At 75.9% G+C, this 21,636-nt stretch carries 4 protein-coding genes and 2 pseudogenes; 4 read left to right on the top strand and 2 right to left on the bottom strand.

All coding sequences use genetic code 11. From position 1 onward, the window contains the following. The first annotated feature begins 272 nt into the window (after window positions 1–272). The 4 genes and pseudogenes from H1226_RS28425 to H1226_RS08090 all read left to right on the top strand — a co-directional run bounded on the left by H1226_RS28425 (window position 273) and on the right by H1226_RS08090 (window position 19,859). Window positions 273–5,633 (top strand): type I polyketide synthase, encoded by a 5,361-nt coding sequence (locus H1226_RS28425; RefSeq protein ID WP_455363831.1) that lies wholly within the window; start codon window positions 273–275, stop codon window positions 5,631–5,633. Between the two features lie 93 nt (window positions 5,634–5,726). Further along, a pseudogene (locus H1226_RS08080) lies at window positions 5,727–12,422 on the top strand (SDR family NAD(P)-dependent oxidoreductase); the annotation flags it as partial. Window positions 12,423–12,521: 99 nt separating this feature from the next. Beyond that, a pseudogene (locus tag H1226_RS08085) lies at window positions 12,522–18,590 on the top strand (SDR family NAD(P)-dependent oxidoreductase); the annotation flags it as partial. 81 nt (window positions 18,591–18,671) lie between these two features. Continuing rightward, window positions 18,672–19,859, top strand: coding sequence for a cytochrome P450 (locus H1226_RS08090; protein WP_258348155.1), 1,188 nt, complete (start codon window positions 18,672–18,674; stop codon window positions 19,857–19,859). 356 nt (window positions 19,860–20,215) lie between these two features. On the opposite strand, the gene H1226_RS08095 is transcribed toward H1226_RS08090, so the two are convergent. Both H1226_RS08095 and H1226_RS08100 read right to left on the bottom strand, forming a co-directional pair. Beyond that, entirely contained in the window at window positions 20,216–20,413 is a 198-nt protein-coding gene (locus H1226_RS08095; RefSeq protein WP_224959396.1) for a ferredoxin, read from the bottom strand. Between the two features lie 28 nt (window positions 20,414–20,441). Then, entirely contained in the window at window positions 20,442–21,608 is a 1,167-nt protein-coding gene (locus H1226_RS08100; protein ID WP_258348157.1) for a cytochrome P450, read from the bottom strand. Window positions 21,609–21,636 lie beyond the last annotated feature (28 nt).

The following is a 21,636-nucleotide window of genomic DNA, read 5'->3' on the forward strand; positions in this document are numbered from 1 at the left end:
TCCGGCCCGCGTCCGCGCCCGCCGACCCGTGGCGACCGCACGGCACCGTCCTCGTCGTCGGGGACGACGACTCCGCCGAGCACCTGAGCCGCCGGTTCGCCGCCGACGGCGCCGAGCACGTGCTGCGCGCGGGCACCGCCGACCTCCGCGAAGTCCTCGACGCCGCACCCGGCCCGATCACCACCGTCGTGCAAGCCGCCGCCGGGGACGACCCGGTCGCGGACGCCGAGCGGCTGGTGGCGCTGCTCGCCGGGCAGCCCCTCGACGCGGTCGTGCTCATGACGTCGATCGCCGCGGTGTGGGGCGTGCGCGGGCAGCAGCAGGCCGCCGCGGACGGCGCCCGGCTCGACGCGCTGGTGCACCGCCTGACCGCCGACGGCGTTCCCGCCCGGCTGCTCGCCTGGAGCGCCTGGGAGTCCACTTCGGACGGGTCGGCGGCGCACCGCCGGGCCAACGGGCTCCCCGCGCTGGACCCGGACCTGGCCGCCACCGCGCTCGGCCGCGCCCTGGGCGGACCGGAGCGCTCGCTCGTGCTCGCCGACGTGCGGTGGGAGACCTTCGCGCCCGCGTTCAGCGCGACGCGGCGCAGCGCGCTGTTCGACGACATCCCCGCGGCCGCGCTCGGCGACACCGCGACCGAGGACGGCGGCTCGCTGCGCGAGGAACTCGCCGCGCTCGGCGAACCGGAGCGCGCCGAGCGGCTGCTCGCCCTGGTGCGCACCGCCGCCGCGGACGTCCTCGGGCACGGCGGCGCCGACGCCGTCGAACCGGACCTGCCGTTCCGGGACCTCGGCTTCGACTCGCTCACCGCCGTGGACCTGCGCGGCGCCCTCGGCGCGGCCACCGGCCTCGCCCTGCCCGCGACGCTGGTGTTCGACCACCCGACGCCGGACGCGCTCGCCGCGCACCTGCTCGCCGAGCTCACCGGCACCCGTCCCGGCACCGAGCCCGTCGCGGCCGTCGCGGCACCGGACGACGACCCGATCGCCATCGTCGGCATGAGCTGCCGCTACCCGGGCGGCGTCCGCTCGCCCGAGGACCTGTGGCGGCTGCTGCTCGACGAGACCGACGCCATCGGTCCCGCGCCCACCGGCCGCGGCTGGGACCTGACCGCGCTGGGCACCAAGGAAGGCGGATTCCTCCACGACGTCGCCGACTTCGACCCCGGCTTCTTCGGCATCTCGCCGCGCGAAGCGATGGTGATGGACCCGCAGCAGCGCATCGTGCTGGAAGCCGCGTGGGAGGCGTGGGAACGCGCCGGGATCGACCCGGCGCAGCTGCGCGGCACCGACGCCGGCGTGTTCGTCGGCGGCGGCTCCGGCGACTACCGGCCACCGGCGGGGCAGGTCGGGCACGCCCAGACCGCGCAGTCCGCCAGCCTCATCTCCGGGCGGCTCGCCTACACCTTCGGGCTGGAAGGCCCCGCCGTCACCGTGGACACCGCCTGCTCGTCCTCGCTGGTCGCCCTGCACCAGGCGGTGCAGGCGCTGCGCACCGGGGAGTGCTCGGTCGCGCTCGCCGGCGGCGTGACGGTGATGTCCACCCCGGTCGGCTTCGTCGAGTTCGGCGAGTTGGGCGCGTTGTCCCCGGACGGGCGCTGCCGCGCCTTCGCCGACACCGCCGACGGCACCGGCTGGTCCGAAGGCGTCGGGATGCTCGTCGTGGAACGGCTCTCCGACGCGCGGCGGCACGGGCACCAGGTGCTGGCGGTGCTGCGCGGGTCCGCGGTCAACTCGGACGGGGCCTCGAACGGGCTCACCGCGCCGAACGGGCTGTCCCAGCAGCGGGTGATCCGCAAGGCGCTCGCCGCCGCCGGCCTCGCACCGTCCGATGTGGACGCCGTCGAGGCGCACGGCACCGGTACCTCGCTCGGCGATCCGATCGAGGCGCAGGCGCTGCTGGCCACCTACGGCCAGGACCGGGACGCCCCGCTGCTGCTCGGCTCGATCAAGTCGAACATCGGGCACACCCAGGCCGCTTCCGGCGTCGCGGGCGTCATCAAGTCGGTGCTGGCGATGCGGCACGGCGAACTGCCGAGGACGCTGCACGTGGACCGGCCCTCCACGCACGTCGACTGGTCCTCGGGAGCGGTGGAACTGCTCACCGGACGCACCGGGTGGCCGAGCACCGGTCGCCCGCGCCGCGCCGCCGTGTCCTCCTTCGGTGCCAGCGGCACCAACGCGCACGTGGTCCTCGAACAGGCCCCGGACGCCGGGGCGCCGCCGGAACCGGTCGCGGACCCCGGCCCGCTGCCCGTCGTCGTCTCCGCGCGCACCCCGGAAGCCCTGCGGGCGCAGGCGGAACTGCTGCTGGGCACCGAGACCGACCTGGCCGACCTGGCGTGCTCGCTGGCCACCACCCGCGCGCACTTCGAACACCGGGCCGCCGTGCTCGCCACCGACCGCACCGAGTTGCGCGCCGGGCTCACCGCGCTCGCCGGCGGTGGCACCGCGCCGAACCTGCTGCGCGGCGGCGGCGCCAAACCCGGCAAGCTCGCGTTCCTGTTCTCCGGTCAGGGCGCGCAGCGCGCCGGGATGGGCCGCGAGCTGGCCGCCCGGTTCCCGGTGTTCGCGGCCGCGCTGGAGGAGGTGTGCGCGCACTTCGACTTGGAGTTGGAGCGGCCGTTGCGCGAGATCATGTTCGCCGATCCGGGCAGCGCCGATGCGGTGTTGCTCGACGAGACCGGGTTCACCCAGCCCGCGCTGTTCGCGTTCGAGGTCGCGCTCTACCGGCTGCTCGAATCCTGGGGCGTGCGACCGGACTTCCTCACCGGGCACTCCATCGGCGAACTGGCCGCCGCGCACGTCGCGGGCGTGTTCTCGCTGCCGGACGCCGCGAAGCTCGTCGGCGCCCGGGCCCGGCTGATGCAGGCGCTGCCCGCCGGCGGGGCGATGATCTCGGTGCAGGCCACCGAGGAGGAGGTCGTGCCGCTGCTCACCGAGCGGGTCGCGATCGCCGCCGTCAACGGCCCGACCGCGCTGGTGCTCGCCGGGGACGAGCCGGACGTGCGCGAGCTCGCCGAGGGGTTCGCGGCGAACGGGCGAAAGACTAAGCGTTTGCGAGTCAGCCATGCGTTTCACTCACCTCTGATGGACACCATGCTGGAGGAATTCGGCCGCACCGCGCGGGAAGTCGGCTACGCCGTCCCGGCGATCCCCGTCGTGTCGAACCTGACCGGTGGGGTCGCCACCGCCGAGCAGCTGTGCGACCCCGGCTACTGGGTGGACCACGTGCGCCACGCCGTGCGGTTTACCGACGGCGTCCGCACCCTCGCCGACCGCGGCGTCGGCACCTGGTGCGAAGTGGGGCCGGACGCGGTGCTCTCCGCACTGGTCACCGGAACCCTCGACGGCGAGGGCGACGTGGTCCCCGCGCAGCGCGCCGGGTGGGACGAGGCGCAGACCGCGATCACCGCGCTGGCCCGGCTGCACACCAGCGGGACCACGCCGCGGTGGACCGAGTTCTTCGCGGGCAGCGGCGCCCGCCGCGCCGACCTGCCGACCTACCCGTTCCAGCACGAGCGCTTCTGGCCGGAGACCACGGCTCCCGCGCTGGAGAACCCCGCTGCCGCAGCGGCATCCGACACCGCGTTCTGGAGCGCGGTCGCCGACGCCGACTACGACGAGCTCGCCGCCGAACTCGACGTGCCCGGCACCGCGCTGTCCGCGGTGCTGCCCGCGCTGTCCGGCTGGCGGGAACGGCAGCAGGAGCAGTCGATCGTCGACTCCTGGCGGCACCGCTTCGGCTGGAAGGCGCTCACCGCATCGACGGCACGGCCCACCGGGACCTGGCTGCTGGTGCTGCCCGCGGGCGGCGCCGAGCAGGTCGCCGACGTGCTCGGCGCGTTCGACGACGCGGTGCGCGTCGAACTCGACGCCCCTGACCGGGCCGCCTGGACCGGCCTGCTTCGCGAGGCGACCGGCGGACGCGCCATCGACGGCGTGGTCTCGCTGCTCGCCACCACCGACACCGGGCGCGCCGCGCCGGTCGGGCCCGCGCGCACCGCGACCCTGCTGCAAGCCCTCGGTGACGCCGGACTCGACGCGCCGCTGTGGACGGTCACCCGGGGTGCCGTCGCCACCGGGCGCGGCGAACCCGTGCCGCACCCGGCCCAGGCCGCCGCGTGGGGGCTCGGCCGCGTCGCCGCGCTCGAACACCCCGACCGCTGGGGCGGGCTGATCGACCTGCCCGCGGAGCTCGACGCGGACACCGCCGGACGGTTCGCGGCGGTGCTCGCCGGGCTCGACGGCGAGGACCAGGTCGCGGTGCGGCCAGGTGCCACCCTCGGCCGCCGGCTGCTGCCCGCGCCCGAACGGCCCGCGCAGCGGTGGAACCCCACCGGCACCGTGCTCGTCACCGGCGGCACCGGCGCCCTCGGCGCCCAGGTCGCCCGGCACCTCGCCGCGGCCGGCGCGCAGCACCTGGTGCTGCTCAGCCGCAGCGGTGCGGCCGCGCCCGGGGCCGTGGAACTCCGCGCCGAACTCGCCGAGCTCGGCACCTCCGCCACCGTCGAAGCCTGCGACGTCGCCGACCGGGACGCGCTGGCCGCCGTGCTCGACGGCATCCCCGCCGCGCACCCGCTGACCGGCGTGGTGCACGCGGCCGGGGTGCTCGACGACGGGGTGCTCGACGGGCTCACCCCCGACCGGTTCGACGCGGTGCTGCGCACCAAGGTCACCGGCGCGCTGCTGCTCGACGAGCTCACCCGCGAGCACGAGCCGACCGCGTTCGTGCTGTTCTCCTCCGCCTCGGCCGCCGTCGGCAACGCCGGGCAGGCCGGGTACGCCGCCGCGAACGCGGTGCTCGACGCGCTCGCCGAGCAGCGGCACGCCGCCGGGCTGCCCGCCACCTCCATCGCCTGGGGCGCCTGGGCCGGTGCGGGGATGGCCGCCGGGCAGGACGCGGCGGACGGCGCCCAGCGCGGTGGCGTGGACGCCATGCGGCCCGACCTGGCGCTGCGGGCGCTCGACGAACTCGCCACCGGGCCGGAACCGGCACCGCTGGTCGCCGCGGTCGGCGAGCGGTTCGCCCGCGCGTTCACCGCGACCCGCCCCAGCCCGCTGCTGCGCGAACTGCCCGGCCACGCCGAGCACGCCGCACCGGCACCCGCCGACCGCGGCTCGCTGCGCGCCGAGCTCGCCGAACTGCCCGCTGGGCGCCGCCGGGACGTGCTGCTGGACCTGGTCCGCGAGCACAGCGCCGACATCCTCGGGCACCCCGGCCCGGACTCCGTCGGCCCCGACCGGGCGTTCCGGGAACTCGGCTTCGACTCGCTGGCCGCCGTGGAGCTGCGCAACCGGCTCGGTGCCGCGAGCGGCCTGCGGCTCGGCGCGACGATGGTCTTCGACCACCCGACGCCCGCCGACCTGGCCGAGCACCTGCTCGCCGAGCTCGGCATCGGCGGCGACCCGGCCGCGGACGACGCGGACGAGGCGCGGATCCGGCGGCTGCTGGCCACCGCACCGCTGTCCGCGCTGCGCGCCGCCGGCGTCCTGGAGGCGCTGGACGGGCTGGACGGGCCGGACGGCGAGCACGCCGACGGCACCGAGACCGGATCCGACGAGTCGATCGACGCGATGGCACTCGACGACCTCGTGCAGGCGGCGCTCGACGGTGCCGTCGAGACCGACTGATGTCGAGACCGACCCACGGAGTTGATGATGACCTCTGGCGAGCACGCCTCGGTGGACCGGCAGGCGCAGGTCGAAAAGGCACTCCGCGCGTCGATGAAGGAGACCGAGCGGCTGCGCAGGCAGAACCACCGGCTCCTCGCGCAGCGGTCCGAGCCGATCGCGATCGTGTCGATGGGCTGCCGCTACCCGGGCGGGATCCGCTCCCCGGAGCAGCTGTGGGAACTGGTCGACTCGGGCGGTGACGCCATCGGCGAGTTCCCCGCGGACCGCGGCTGGGACCTGGCGGAGCTGCGGGACGCGGGCACCGACGCGCGCGGCAACGAGGTGACCCGACGCGGCGGTTTCCTCGACGGCGTCGCCGACTTCGACCCCGGCTTCTTCGGCATCTCGCCCCGCGAGGCGCTGTCCATGGACCCGCAGCAGCGGCTGCTGCTGGAGGTGTCCTGGGAGGCCGTCGAACGCGCCGGGATCGACCCGGCCGCGCTGCGCGGCACCCGCACCGGCGCGTTCATCGGCACCAACGGGCAGGACTACGCCTACCTGGTGGTGCGCTCGCTGGCCGACGCCGACGGCGACGTGGGCACCGGCATCGCGGCAGGCGCCGTGTCCGGCCGGTTGTCCTACGAGCTGGGGCTGGAAGGCCCGGCGGTCACCGTGGACACCGCCTGCTCGTCCTCGCTGGTGGCCGTGCACCAGGCGGTGCACGCGCTGCGGGCCGAGGAGTGCTCGCTGGCGCTGGCCGGGGGCGTGAACGTGATGTGCACGCCGGGCGCGCTGCTGGAGTTCAGCAGGCAGGGCGGGCTCGCCACCGACGGCCGGTGCAAGGCGTTCTCCGACGCCGCGGACGGCACCGGCTGGGCCGAGGGCGTCGGGGTGCTGGTGCTGGAGCGGCTCTCCGACGCGCGCCGCAACGGGCACCCGGTGCTGGCGCTGGTGCGCGGCTCCGCGGTGAACTCCGACGGTGCCTCGAACGGGTTCACCGCCCCGAGCGGGCGTGCCCAGCAGCGGGTGATCCGGCAGGCCCTCTCCGCCGCCGAACTGTCCACTTCGGACGTCGATCTGGTGGAGGCGCACGGCACCGGCACCTCGCTGGGCGACCCGATCGAGGCGAGCAGCCTGCTGGCGACCTACGGGCAGGATCGAGCCGAACCGCTGCGACTGGGGTCGATCAAGTCCAACCTCGGGCACGCGCAGGCCGCCGCGGGCGTCGCCGGGGTGATCAAAGTGGTGCAGGCGATGCGGCACGGCGTGCTGCCCCGCACGCTGCACTGCGATCCGCCGTCCTCGCACGTGGACTGGTCGTCCGGCGCCGTCGAACTGCTCGCGGCCGCCGAACCGTGGCCGGAGACCGGCAGGCCGCGCCGTGCGGCGGTGTCCTCGTTCGGGGTCAGCGGGACCAACGCCCACGCGATCCTGGAGCAGGCCCCGGAGGACACCGCGGACGCCGCCGAAACGCCGCCGGACGACGCCCCGTCCGGGGACGGCCGAGCCGGTGCGCTCGCGGACGCCGGTTCCGCCGTCGCCGCGTCCGCTGGTGGTCCCGCCGCTGCCCCGCCCGGCCCGGTGCCGTGGCTGGTCTCCGGCCGCACCGAGCAGGCGCTGCGCGACCAGGTGGGCGCGCTGCTCGCGCACCTCGACGCGCACCCGGGCGCCCGCGCCGAGGACGTGGCGTTCTCGCTGGCCACCACCCGCACCGCCTGCGAGCACCGGCTGGCCGCGGTCGGTGCCGACCGGACCGAGCTGCGGGACGCGCTCGCTGGGTGGCTCGACGGCACCGCGGCCGGCGCGCACCGCGGGCTGGTGGAGCGACCGGCGAAGCTCGCCGTGCTGTTCTCCGGGCAGGGCGCCCAGCGCGCCGGCGCCGGGCGGGAGCTCGCCGCGCGGTTCCCCGCGTTCGCCGAAGCGCTGGCGGAAGTGCTCGCCGAACTCGACCCGCACCTGGACCGGCCGCTGCGCGAGCTGCTGTTCGCCGAGCCCGGCAGCGCCGACGCCGCGCTGCTGGACCGCACCGGATACGCCCAGCCCGCGCTGTTCGCCGTCGAGGTGGCGTTGCACCGGCTGCTCGAATCCTGGGGCGTCACCGCCGGTTTCGTGGCCGGGCACTCCCTCGGCGAGATCATCGCGGCGCACGTCGCCGGGGTGTTGTCGCTGCCGGACGCCGCCGCGCTCGTCGCCGCCCGCGGCCGCCTCATGCAGGCGTTGCCCGACGGCGGCGCGATGCTCGCGGTCCGCGCCACCGAGGACGAGGTGGCGCCGCTGCTGACCGACCGGGTCGCGGTGGCCGCGGTGAACGCCCCCGGCTCGGTGGTGCTCTCCGGCGCCGCGGACGAGCTGGACGCGGTGCGGCAGCGGCTCGACGCGGACGGCCGCACGACCACCCGGCTCGCGGTCAGCCACGCGTTCCACTCGCCGCTGGTGGACCCGGTGCTCGACGAGTTCCGGGCCGTGGTGCGGCGCTGCACCTTCGGCCGGCCGCGGCTGCCGCTGGTGTCGAACCTGACCGGCCGGACCGCCACCGCCGCGGAGCTCGCCGACCCGGAGCACTGGGTCCGGCACGTGCGCGAACCGGTGCGGTTCGCGGACGGGGTGCGCGCGCTCGCCGCCGACGGCGCCTCGGTGTTCCTGGAGGTGGGCCCGGACAGCGCGCTGTGCTCGATGGCGCAGGAGACCCTGGACCCGGACACCCCGGTGATCCCGGTGCTGCGCCGCGACCGCGACGACCGCACCAACGCGGCGACCGCGCTGGCCCGGCTGCACGTGGCCGGGGTCCCGGTCGACTGGGCCGAGTTCTTCGCCGGTGGCGCCGAGCGCGTCGCGCTGCCGACCTACGCGTTCCAGCACGAGCGGTACTGGCCGGACGCCGCGCCGCGAGCCGGGGACGCCGCCGGGCTGGGGCTGGCCGAGGCCGAGCACCCGCTGCTGGGGGCCGCGGTGGACGAGGCCGACGGCGGCGGAGTGCTGTTCACCGGCAGGCTCTCGCTGGCCACCCACCCGTGGCTGGCCGACCACGTGGTCGGCGGTCAGGTGTTCTTCCCCGGCACCGGTTTCCTGGAGCTCGCGGTGCGCGCCGCCGACCAGGTGGGCTGCGCCCAGGTCGAGGACCTGACGCTGGCCGCGCCGCTGGTGCTGCCGGCACCCGGAGCGGTGCAGGTGCAGCTGCGGGTGGACGCGGCCGACGACGCGGGCCGCCGCGAACTGCGGCTGCACTCCCGGCCCGCCGACGACCCGGGCGCGCCGTGGACCCGGCACGCCACCGGGCTGCTCGCCGAACCGGAGCACGTGCTCGACTTCGACGCCTCCGCCTGGCCGCCGCCCGGCTCGTCCGAGGTGAACATCGCGTCGCTGTACGACGACTACGCCGCGACCGGGCTCGACTACGGGCCGGTGTTCCGCGGGCTGCGCGCGGTGTGGCGGCGCGGCGAGGAGCACTTCGCGGAGGTGCGGCTGCCCGCGGAGGTCCGCGACGCCGAGTCCTACGGCCTGCACCCGGCGCTGCTGGACGCGGTGCTGCACGCCACGGTGTTCGCCGCCGCCGAGCACGACGGCCGCGGGTTGCTGCCGTTCTCCTGGAGCGGTGCCTCGCTGCACGCCTCCGGTGCCGCGGTGCTGCGGGTGCGGATCACCCGCAGCGGCCGGGATTCCGTGCGGCTGGTCGCCGCCGACCCGCAGGGCATCCCGGTGCTGTCGGTGGACTCCCTGGTGCTGCGCGAGGCCGGCCCGGCTGCGGCGGCACCCGCCGGGCAGGACGAGCTGAACTCGCTGTTCCACGTCGACTGGGTGCCGCACCGCGGCGCCGCCGCGATCCCGCCCGCCGCGCGCTGGGCGGTGCTGGGCCCGGACGAGTTCGGTCTCGGCGTCCCGGAGGTGATCGCCTCCCTCGCCGAGCTGCCGGACCCGGTACCGGACTTCGTGGCGGTCCCGCTGCGCGGTGCGCGGACGAGCCCGGACGAGGTGCGCGCGTTGAACGGACGGGTGCTGGAGCTGGTCCGGCAGTGGCTCGCGGAGGACCGGTTCGCGGCCGCCCGGCTGGTGTTCGTCACCCGCGGCGCGGTGGCCGACGGCCCCGGCGCGGACCTCGCGGCGGCTTCCGCGTGGGGCCTGGTGCGGTCCGCGCAGGCCGAGCACCCGGGCCGGTTCCTGCTGCTCGACCTGGACGACCTGGACGACCTGGGCGACCTGGGTGAGCCGGGCGGCGCGGGCGGCCTGGACGGCTCGGGCGAGCTGAGCGACTCGGACGACCTGGGCACCGCGAGTGGCGCGGCGCGCAGCGGTGCCGGACCGGACGGCGCGGTGCCCGGCGGTTCCGCCGCCGAGGTGCCCGCGGTGGTACCGGGGCTGGTCGCCGCCGACGAACCGCAAGCCGTGCTCCGCGGCGGCGAACCGCACGTGGCGCGGCTGGCGCCGCTGGCCACCGCGGGCTCGCTCGTCCCGCCCGCCGGGACGCCCTGGCACCTGGACAGCGCGGCCGGGGGCAGCCTGGACGACCTCGAACTCGTCCCGTTCCCGCAGGCCGCGGAACCGCTGACCGGCCGGGACGTGCGGGTGCGGATCGAAGCCGCCGGGGTGAACTTCCGGGACGTGCTCAACGCGCTCGGCATGTACCCGGGCGAGACGGGCCCGTTCGGCTCGGAGGCGGCCGGGGTCGTGGTGGACACCGGCCCCGAAGTCGTCGACCTGCGGCCCGGAGATCGGGTGCTGGGCATGGTCTTCGGCGGTTTCGGTCCACTGGGGACGGTCGACGAGCGGTTCCTGGCGCGGGTACCCGCGGCGTGGTCCTGGCCGACCGCCGCTTCGGTTCCGCTGGTCTTCCTCACCGTCTACCACGGCCTGGTGGATCTGGCGGGCCTGCGCGCCGGCGAGAAGGTGCTCGTGCACGCGGGAGCGGGCGGCGTGGGCATGGCGGCGATCCAGCTGGCCCACCACCTCGGGGCGGAGGTGTTCGCCACCGCCAGCGAGGGCAAGCAGCACGTGCTGCGGTCGCTGGGCGTCGCGGACGACCACATCGCCTCCTCCCGCGACACCGCGTTCGAGGCGGCGTTCGCGCGGGTCGCCGGGGACGGCGGCATCGACGTGGTGCTCAACGCGCTGTCCGGGGAGTTCATCGACGCCTCGCTGCGGTTGCAGCCCAGCGGCGGCCGGTTCGTCGAGATGGGCAAGACGGATCTGCGCGCGGACGTGCCCGGGGTGCGGTACCGCTCGTTCGACCTCGGGCTGGTCGACCCGGACCGCATCCAGGAGATGCTGCGCGCGGTGCTCGGCCTGTTCGACTCCGGCGCGCTGCGGCCGCTGCCGGTGCGGACCTGGGACGTGCGGCGGGCGCCGGAGGCGTTCCGGCACATGAGCCTCGCCCGGCACACCGGCAAGATCGTGCTCACCGTCCCGCGCGGCTGGGACCCGGACGGCACCGTGCTGATCACCGGAGGCACCGGCGGGCTCGGGGCGGAACTCGCCCGGCACCTCGTCGCCGAACGCGGCGTCCGGCACCTGCTGCTGGCGAGCCGCCGCGGCCCGGAGGCGCCCGGGGCGGCGGAGCTGCGCGCCGAACTCGCCGAGCACGGCGCCGAGGTCGTCCTCGCCGCCTGCGACGTGGCGGACCGGGACGCCGCCCGCGAGCTGGTGGGCGCGGTGCCCGCCGCGCACCCGCTGACCGCGGTGGTGCACACCGCGGGCGTCCTCGACGACGGGATCGTCGACGCGTTGACCCCGCAGCGGCTGGACGCGGTGCTGCGGCCGAAGGTGGACGGGGCGTGGCACCTGCACGAGCTCACCGCCGACCTGGACCTGGCGGCGTTCGTCGTCTACTCCTCGGTGTCCGGGGTGCTGGGCAGCGCCGGGCAGGCCAACTACGCGGCGGGCAACGTGTTCCTGGACGCCCTCGCCCGGTACCGCCGGTCGCGCGGGCTGCCCGCGACGTCCCTCGCGTGGGGGGCGTGGGAGCAGGGCGCCGGCATGACCGCGGGGCTCGACGAGCGGGACCTGCGCCGCATCGGCGACAACGGGATGCCGCCGCTGCCGGTCGAGCGCGGGCTGGCCCTGTTCGACACCGCGATCGGCGCGGACGAACCGCTGGTGGTGCCGCTGGGCATCGGCTCGGCCGCGCCCCGCGCCCAGGGAGAGGTGCCCGCGCTGCTGCGCGGACTGGTGCGCTCGACGCGCCGGTCGGCGGCGGCCGCGGACCCCGCCGCGGAGCGGGCCGGGCTCGCCGAGCGCCTCGCCGGACTGCGCGGCCCGGAGCGCGAGCAGGAGCTGGTGCTGCTGGTCCGCGATGCGGCCGCCGCGGTGCTCGGCCACGGCTCGGCGGCGGAGATCGGTGCGGAGCGGGAGTTCCGCCGCATCGGGTTCGACTCGCTCACCGCCGTGGAACTGCGCAACCGGCTCGCCGCGACGACCGGGGTGCGGCTGCCCTCCACGCTGGTCTTCGACCACCCGACGCCGCTCGCGGTGGCGGGAGTGCTCGCCGCCGAGCTCGGCGGCGCGGACGACGCCGACCACGCGGGCGGACCCGCCGGACCCGGCGGGCCGAACCGCTCCGCCGGACTGGGCGGGACGGCGCTGCTCGCCGAGCTGGACCACCTGGAGCACGCCCTCGCCGCCTCCGAGTCCGGCGCCGAGGTCCGCCGCGAGGTCACCACCCGGTTGCACGGCCTGCTGGAGCGCTACGGCGACACCGCGCGGCACGGCGACGAGGAGACCGCGGAACCCGCGGTGGGCGAGCGCATCCAAGGGGCGAGCGCCGACGACCTGCTGACGTTCATCGACAACGAGCTCGGCAGGCGCACCCAGCCCTGACCGCAGCCCGCCGACACCGAACCGGACCCGTGCCGTGGCGCCGCGCGCGCCACCGCGGTCGTTCGCAGAGAGGAACCGACGATGCCGGACGAAAGCACTCTCGTCGATTACCTGAAGTGGGTCACCGCTGATCTGCACGAGACGCGCCAACGCCTGCACGAGGCGGAGACCGGCAGGCACGAGCCGGTGGCGATCGTCGGCATGGCCTGCCGGTTCCCCGGCGCCGACTCGCCGGAGCGGCTGTGGGAGCTGCTGTCGGCGGGCGAGGACGCGATCTCCGGGTTCCCCGCCGACCGCGGCTGGGACCTGGCGGCGCTCGGCCAGGGGCGCAGTGCCACCGGCCGCGGCGGGTTCCTGCCCGGTGCCGCCGACTTCGACCCGGGTTTCTTCGACATCTCCCCGCGCGAGGCGCTCGCGATGGACCCGCAGCAGCGGCACGCGCTGGAGGTGTCCTGGGAAGCGCTGGAGCGGGCGGGGATCGACCCGAAGTCGTTGCGGGGCAGCCGGACCGGCGTGTTCGTCGGCACCACCGGGCAGGACTACATCCACCTGGTGCTCGCCTCCGGGGAGGACCTGGAGGGGCACGCCTCGACCGGGATGGCGGCCAGCGTGCTCTCCGGCCGGGTGGCGTTCGCGCTGGGGTTGGAGGGCCCGGCGCTGACCGTGGACACCGCCTGTTCGTCCTCGCTGGTGGCGCTGCACCTGGCCGCGCAGGCGGTGCGCACCGGGGAGTGCTCGCTGGCGCTGGCCGGCGGCGTCACGATCATGACGACCGCGGCGAACTTCTCCTCGTTCAGCAGGCAGGGCGGGCTGGCGCCGGACGGGTTGTGCAAGGCGTTCTCCACCGACGCGGACGGCACCGCCTGGTCCGAGGGCGTCGGGATGCTCGCGGTCGAAACCCTCTCCGAAGCGCGGCGGCACGGGCACCGGGTGCTGGCGGTGCTGCGGGGCAGCGCGGTGAACCAGGACGGCGCGTCGAACGGCCTGACCGCGCCGAACGGACCCGCTCAGCAGCGGGTGATCCGCCAGGCCCTCGCCGGCGCCGACCTGTCCACTTCGGACGTGGACGTGGTGGAGGCGCACGGCACCGGGACCCGGCTGGGCGACCCGATCGAGGCGCAGGCGCTGCTGGCCACCTACGGGCGGGACCGGGAGCGGCCGCTGCTGCTGGGGTCGATCAAGTCGAACCTGGGGCACACCCAGGCCGCCGCCGGCGTCGCGGGCGTGATCAAGGTGGTGCAGGCGATGCGGCACGGCGAGCTGCCACCGACGCTGCACGTGCGCAGCCCGTCCGAGCACGTGGACTGGGACACCGGTGCCGTCGAGCTGGCGACCGGCCGCACCGCGTGGCCCGCCACCGGGCATCCGCGCCGCGCCGGGGTGTCCTCGTTCGGGATCAGCGGCACCAACGCGCACGTGGTCCTGGAGCAGGCACCGGAGCCGCCGGAACCGGAACCCGAGCAGGTGCCGCGCCCGGCCGCGGTGCCGTGGCCGGTGTCAGGCCGCACCCCGGTCGCGTTGCGGGCCCAGCTGGACCGGCTCGCCGACTTCCGCGCCGAGCACCCGGGGTGCGACCGCCTCGACGTGGCGCGGTCGCTGGCGACCGGCCGGTCCGCCTTCGAACACCGGGCGGTGCTGCTGGCCACCGACGACGGCGTCGAGGAGGTGGCGCGCGGGGCGGTGGCCGCCGATCCGGGCAAGCTGGCGGTGCTGTTCTCCGGGCAGGGTTCGCAGCGGCTCGGCATGGGCCGCGAGCTGCACGCCCGGTTCCCGGTGTTCGCCGCGGCGCTGGACGCCGTGCTGGCGGAGCTGGACCGGCACCGCGACGACCCGCTGCGCGAGGTGATCTGGGGCGACGACCCGGCGGCGCTGGCGGACACCGGCAACACCCAGCCCGCGCTGTTCGCCGTCGAGGTGGCGCTGTACCGGCTGGCCGAGTCCTTCGGCGTGCGGGCCGACCTGCTCGGCGGCCACTCGGTGGGGGAGATCGCGGCCGCGCACGTCGCTGGCGTGTTCGCGCTCCCGGACGCCGCGAAGCTGGTGTCCGCCCGAGCCCGGCTGATGAGCCGGTTGCCCGCCGGGGGCGCGATGGTCGCGGTGCAGGCGAGCGAGACCGAAGTCGCGCCGTGGTGCACCGGCGCCACCGCGATCGCCGCGATCAACGGGCCGCGGTCGACCGTGGTGTCCGGTGACGAGCGGGGCGTGCAGCACGTGATCGACCGGGCGCGGGCCGACGGGCGCGCGGCGAAGCGGCTCCGCGTCAGCCACGCGTTCCACTCGCCGCTGGTGGACCCGGTGCTGGCCGAGTTCCGCGCGGTGGTGCGGGAGTTGTCGTTCGCCCCGGCGGAGATCCCGGTCGTGTCCAACCTGACCGGTGAGCGGGCCACCGACGAGCTGAGCACCCCGGAGTACTGGGTGCGCCACGTCCGGGAGGCGGTGCGCTTCGCCGACGGGGTGCGGGCGCTGTCCGAGGCGGGCGCGCAGACCTTCCTGGAACTGGGGCCGGACGGCTCGCTGTGCGCGATGGCCCAGGAATCGCTGCCCACGACCGCGGTGGAGGTGCCCGCGCTGCGCCGGGACCGCCCGGAGGAGGCGGCGTTCATGACCGCGCTCTCCCGGTTGCACGTGCGCGGACTGCGGGTGGATTGGGCGGAGCTGTTCGCCGGTACCGGGGCGCGCCGCGTCGACCTGCCCACCTACGCCTTCCAGCACGAGCGGTTCTGGCCCGCGCCGTCGGCCGGAGCCGCGGACGCGGCCGGGCTGGGGTTGCGCGCGGTGCACCACCCGGTGCTCGGCGCCGCGGTGGGGCTGGCCGGTTCCGGCGCGGTGGTGCTGACCGGCCGGATCGCGGCGGACGCGGCGCGCGGCGTCGTGCCGGCGGCCGCGTTCGCGGAGCTGGCGCTGCGGGCGGCCGACGAGGTGGGCTGCGACCAGGTGGCCGAGCTGGTGCTGGGCGCCGAACCGATGTCCGCGGCGGAACCGGTCGCGGTGCAGCTGCGGATCGAGGAGGCCGACAGGTCCGGCCACCGGGAGTTCGCGGTGCACACCCGGCCCGCGGCGGCCGAGGACGCCGAGTGGGTCGAGCGCGGCACCGGCGTGCTGGCTATCGCGGCCGCACCGGAGGTCGACTTCGACGGGAAGGTGCCTGCCGGGGCCGAACCGCTGCCGCAGGACGAGCCGTCCGAGGTGCTGCACCGGGACGGCGCCGTGTTCGCCGAGGTCGCGCTGCCCGCCGGGGTGCCCGCCGCGGGCCATGACCTGCACCCCGCGCTGCTGGACGCGGTGACCCGCGTCGCCGCGGCCGTGCCCGGTGCGGGCGGCGCGCGCGCCACCCGCTGGAGCGGGATGTCCTTGCACGCCACCGCTGCCGAGGTGCTGCGCGTGCGGGCGCGCCCCGGCGCGGACGGGACCGAGGTCGTCGCCGTCGACGGGCGGGGGAACCCGGTGCTGGTGGTGGCCTCGCTGCACCACGACGGGGAAACCCCGGCCGCTCCCCGGGAACCGGACACCGCCGCGGCCGCCGCGGACGTGGACGTGTCCCGCTCGCTGTTCGGGCTGAACTGGGTTCCCGGCCCCGCGCCGGAGCCGGTCGGCGGGCGGCGCTGGGCGATCGTCGGCGGCGACGAGTTCGACCTGGCGTACGCGCTGCACCGCGCGGACGAGGCGGTGGTGGGCTACGGCGAGTCGCTGTCGGACCTGACGCGCGGCGGCACCGCACCGGACGTGTTCCTGGTCCCGGTGACCGGCGGTGCCGCGGCGGAACCGGACGCGGTGCACGAGCTGGCCCGCCGTGCGCTCGCCCTGCTCCAGGAGTGGCAGTCCGACCGGCGGCTCACCGGTTCGCACCTGGTGTTCGTCACCCGGGGCGCGGTGTCGGTGTCCGGCGAGGCGCTCGCGGACGTGGCCGCGGCGGCGGTGTGGGGCCTGGTGCGGTCCGCGCAGGCCGAGGAGCCCGCGGGGCGGTTGCTGCTGATCGACCTGGACGACGCGTTCACCTCGGCGGCGGTGCTGCCCGGGTTGCTGGGCGCCGAGGAGCCGCAGCTCGCGGTGCGGCAGCGGGAGGTCCGGGTGGCCCGCCTGGTGCCGCTGCCCGCGGCCGGGCACGCTGTGGAGTCCACAGTGGACGATACTGGTGGCGGCGCGGGCGCGGCGAACGGCGGTGGCTCGACGGCCGCGCGGCGTCGCGACCCGGCGGCACCCGCGAACTGGCATCCCGAGGGCACCGTGCTCATCACCGGCGGCACCGGTGGGCTCGGCGCGGAACTGGCCCGGCACCTGGTCGCCGAGCACGGCATCCGGCACCTGGTGCTGGCGAGCCGCCGCGGTCCGGCGGCACCGGGTGCGCTGGAACTGCGCGCGGAGCTCACCGCGCACGGCGCCGAGGTGCGGATCGCCGCCTGCGACGCGGCGGACGCGGCGGCGGTGGCCGGGCTGCTGGCCGAGATCCCCGCCGCGCACCCGCTCACCGCCGTGGTGCACACCGCGGGCGTGCTGGACGACGGCGCGATCGGCTCGCTCACCGCCGAGCGGCTGGACCGGGTGCTGCGGCCGAAGGTGGATGCCGCGTGGCGGCTGCACGAGGCGACCCGGGACCGGGACCTGGCCGCGTTCCTGCTGTACTCCTCGGTCTCCGGCGTGATGGGCGGCCCCGGCCAGGGGAACTACGCGGCCGCCAACGCCTTCCTGGACGCCCTGGCGCAGCACCGCCGCGCGCAGGGCCTGCCCGCGCAGTCGCTCGCCTGGGGGCCGTGGGCGCCGGCGAGCGGGATGACCGCCGCGCTCACCGAGGCAGACCTGGAGCGGATGGCCGGGTCCGGGCTGCCGCCGCTGTCCGCGGCGCAGGGCCTGGCGCTGTTCGACGCCGCGCGCACCCGGGACGAGGCCCTGGTGGTGCCGATCCGCACGAACGCCGCGGGCATGCGCGGGCAGGGGCACCTGCCGCCGGTGCTGCGGGAGCTGATCCCCGCGGCCCGCCGTCCCGTCGCCGCGGCGCGCCGTTCCGCTGGCTCGCGGGGCGAGCGGATCGCCGCGGCCGACGGCGCGGACCGGCACCGGCTGCTCACCGAGCTGGTGGTGGAGCACGCCGCCGCCGTGCTCGGGCACCGGGACGTGGCCGCGGTCGACCCGGAGCGGGACTTCCTGGAACTGGGCTTCGATTCGCTGATCGCCGTCGAGCTGCGCAACCGGGTGGGGGAGGAGCTGGACCTGCGGCTGGCGGCCTCGGTCGTGTTCGACGCCAGGACCCCGGACGCGCTGGCCCGGTGGCTGGGCGGCGAACTCGACGCGCGGGTCGCGCCCGCCGCGGGCGGGGCCCGGTCCCAGGGCGGGCCGAACGACGGCCTGGTGAACCTGTTCCTGTCCGGCGTGCACTGCGGCAAGCGCAAGGAGTCGATGCGGATGCTGGGCGCGGTCGCCGCGACCCGCCCGACCTTCGAGACGCCCGCCGAACTGGCCGAACTGCCCGAGCCGGTGACGCTCGCCGACGGCCCGACCGATCCGCGGCTGATCTGCGTGAGCTCGCCGGGCGCGACCGGCGGGGTGCACCAGTACGCGCGGATCGCCGCGCACTTCCGCGGGATCCGGCACGTCTCGGCGCTGCCGCTGGTCGGTTTCGAACCGGGGGAGGCGCTGCCGGAGCACGGCGCCGCGGCGGTCCGCTCGGTCGCGGAGAGCGCGCTGCACGGCAGCGACGGGGATCCGTTCGTGCTGATCGGGCACTCCACCGGCGGCACCATCGCCTACCAAGCGGCGGGCCTGCTGGAGGACACCTGGGGCGTGCGCCCGGAGGCGGTGGTCCTGCTGGACACGCTGAGCCTGCGCTACGACGACAACGACGACATCGACTACGACGAGGTGGCGAACTACTACCTGGCCGACATCGACACCCCGTCGGTGAACCTCAACAGCGCCCGGCTCTCGGCGATGGTGCACTGGTACAACAAGGTCGCCGCGTTCGCGGACGCCCCGGTGACCACCGCACCGACCCTGCTGGTGCGCTGCTCGGTGCCCGTCCCGGGCAGCCGCGGCACGAAGGCGCCGCCGGTGATCGACACCGATGCGGTGCGCACCATCGAGGCCGACCACCTCTCGCTGGCCAAGGAGCACTCGGAGCTGACCGCGCAGGTGGTGCGCGACTGGCTCGCCGAGCTGGTGCCCGCCCGAACCTGATCCCCTCGCCGGTCCGCCGCTCCCCGCGCGGCGGCCCGCAGGTTGTCCGCGCAGTCGATCCGTACAGCGGAGGAATCGCCCATGAGTCAATCCCTCGACCTGCCGAAGCTGGGCACCGGTCCCTCGGCCATGCTCCGCCCGCCGAAGGAGCTGCGGGACCTGCAGGAACAGGCTCCGGTCTGCAAGGTGCGCACGCCCGCCGGGGACGAGGCGTGGCTGGTGACCCGGCACGAAGAGGTCAAGCAGCTGCTCAAGGACGAGCGGATCAACCGCTCGCACCCCGATCCGCCCTCGGCGCCCCGCTACGTGGACACCCCGTTCTTCAACCTGCTGATCACCGATTCCGACCCGGCGGAGGCGACCCGGCTGCACCGGGAGATGCGGTCGCTGCTGACACCGAGCTTCTCCGCCCGCAGGCTGGCCCGGCTGCGCCCGAAGGTGGTGGAGCTGGCCGAGGAGATGGTGCAGGCGCTGGTGGACAAGGGTCCGCCGGTCGACCTGCACGCCGAGTTCTCCCAGCCGTTCGCGCTGCAGGTGCTCTACGAGCTGATCGGCGTGCCGCCGGAGGACCGGATGCACATCGTGCGGATGCTGGGCCGGATGGCGGTGCTCGGCGACCCCGCGGCGGCGGAGGAGGGCGCCGCCGAGCTGTTCGGCTACATCTCCGAGCTGGTGGGCCGCAAGCGCGGCGACCCGGGCGAGGACGTGATCTCCCGGCTCTGCGAGGCGGGCCTGGACGACGAGCGGATCGGCACCCTCGCCGCCGGCGTGCTGTTCGCCGGATTGGACAGCGTGATCAGCCACATCGACGTCGGCGTGCTGGTGCTGGCGGGCAACCCGGACAAGCGGGACGCCGCGATGCGCGACGCCGGCACGATGGCGATCGCGGTCGAGGAGGTGCTGCGCGCGGCGAAGGCGGGCAGCTCGATGCTGCCGCGCTGGGCGGCCGAGGACGTGGAGATCGGCGGGGTGACGATCCGGACCGGCGAGCTGGTGCTGCTGGACTTCACGCTGTCCAACTTCGACGAGCGCGCCTTCGACGACCCGGAGCGCTTCGACGTGGGCCGGGTGCCGAACCCGCACCTGACCTTCGGGCACGGGGTGTGGCACTGCATCGGGGCCCCGCTGGCGCGCGTGGAGCTGCAGACGGCGTTCAGCACGCTGTTCGGCCGCATCCCGAACCTGCAGGTCGCGGTCGCGCCGGAGGACCTGAAGCTGGAGAGCGGCCAGCTCTCCGGCGGCGTCCTGGAACTGCCGATCACCTGGTGAGCGGGCGGGCGGTGCCGCGGCGGAACGCCCCGCCGCGGCGCTGTCGGGCCGGCGCGGTGGCGCCGCGCGGCCGATGCGGACACGACCGGCGAGTGCCCGGTCGGCGAGTGCCCAGCCGACGGGTGCCCAGCCGAAGAGTTCGCGGCCGACGGGTGCCCGGCCGAGGGCGGCAGGGCCGACGAGGGTGCGGGCGAAGGCGCGGACGAGGTGCCGCGCGGCGAGTGCGGTGCTCCGGAGATCCATACCTCCGATGCTGCCCGCGTCGAACACGGGTTCGCATCGCTGGATCGGGCGTGACTCGGACGGGGGACGGCCCACCCGCCGCAACGGGTGGGCCGCCCACCTGCGGTGGAGCCTCAGGCCTCTTCGACGGTGATCGCCTGCGACGGGCAGATCAGGGCCGCCTGGCGCACGTCGTCCGCGTGCTCCGCGCCGGGCGTCTCGTCGAGCAGCGTCACGACGCCGTCGTCGTCCTGGTCGAACACGTCGGGCGCGGACAGTACGCACTGTCCGGCACCGACGCAGCGGTCCTTGTCCGCGGTGATCTTGAGCATGGCTGTCTCCTTCGGGAACGGTGCGTGGTCACCAGCGGACCGGCAGCGAGTGCAGCCCGAACAGCACGCCGTCGTACTTGAAGGGCAGCTCCGCCACCGGTACCGCCGGTTCCAGCTTAGGGATGCGCTCGAACAGGACCCGGTACGCGAGGTCCATCTCCCCGCGCACCAGGTTCTGCCCGAGGCACTGGTGCACCCCGTAGCCGAAGGCCACGTGGTGCCGCGCGGCGCGCGTCGGGTCGAAGCGGTGCGGGCAGCCGAAGGCGGCCTCGTCGTGGTTGGCGGCGGCGACCAGCGGGACGATGCCCTCGCCCTTCGCGATGCGCTGGCCGCTGATCTCCAGGTCGTCGACGGCGACCCGCAGCGCCACCAGGTCGGCCACCGAGTGCAGCCGCAGCAGCTCCTCGACGATGCCGTCGGCGCCGATCCACTCGGGGTGCAGCAGCAGCGTCAGCACGCCCAGCGAGATGTTGTTCGCGGTCGTCTCGTGCCCGGCGATGAGCAGCAGCATCGCGACGCCGGACAGCTCGGCCGCGGACATGGTGCCCACCGCGAGCAGCCGGCTGATCAGGTCGTCGCCCGGCCGCTTCTCCTTGATCGAGATGAGCCTGCCGAGGTAGCGCAGCAGCTCCGTGGTGGCGGCCTCGCGCTTCTGGTCGGTGGCGGTGGTGCTGACCAGCGTCCGGGTCTTCGCCTCGAAGAAGTCCCGGTCCGCCTTCGGTACCCCGAGCAGGCTGGAGATCACCAGCGACGGCACCGGCAGCGCGAAGTCCGCCACCAGGTCCGCGGTATCGCCCGCGGCGAGCATGGCGTCCACCCGGTCCTGCACCACCTGCTCGATGGCGGGGCGCATGTCCCGGATGCGGCGCACCGAGAACTCGGAGATCAGCGTCTTGCGGAACCGGTCGTGGTCGGGCGGGTCGAGCGCCACGAACCAGCCGGGCATGGTGTCGGGGGAGGGCACGCCACCGGTCTTGCCGAGCAGGCTGGGGAACCCCTCGTGCGTCGGGTTGGAGCTGACGCGCGGGTCGGTGAGCACGGTGCGCACGTCCTCGTGCCGCGTCACCAGCCACACAACGGCGCCGGTGGGCAGCCGGGCGCGCACCAGCCCGGGCCGCGCGCGGAAGTCGGCGTACTCGGCGGGCGGGAACGACGCGCCGGGGCGGCGCATCGGGAAGTCGACCACGTCGGACATGATCCGCACTCCATCGTCGTCTGCTGGT

Source organism: Saccharopolyspora gregorii, from assembly GCF_024734405.1.
Taxonomy (GTDB): Bacteria; Actinomycetota; Actinomycetes; order Mycobacteriales; family Pseudonocardiaceae; genus Saccharopolyspora_C; species Saccharopolyspora_C gregorii.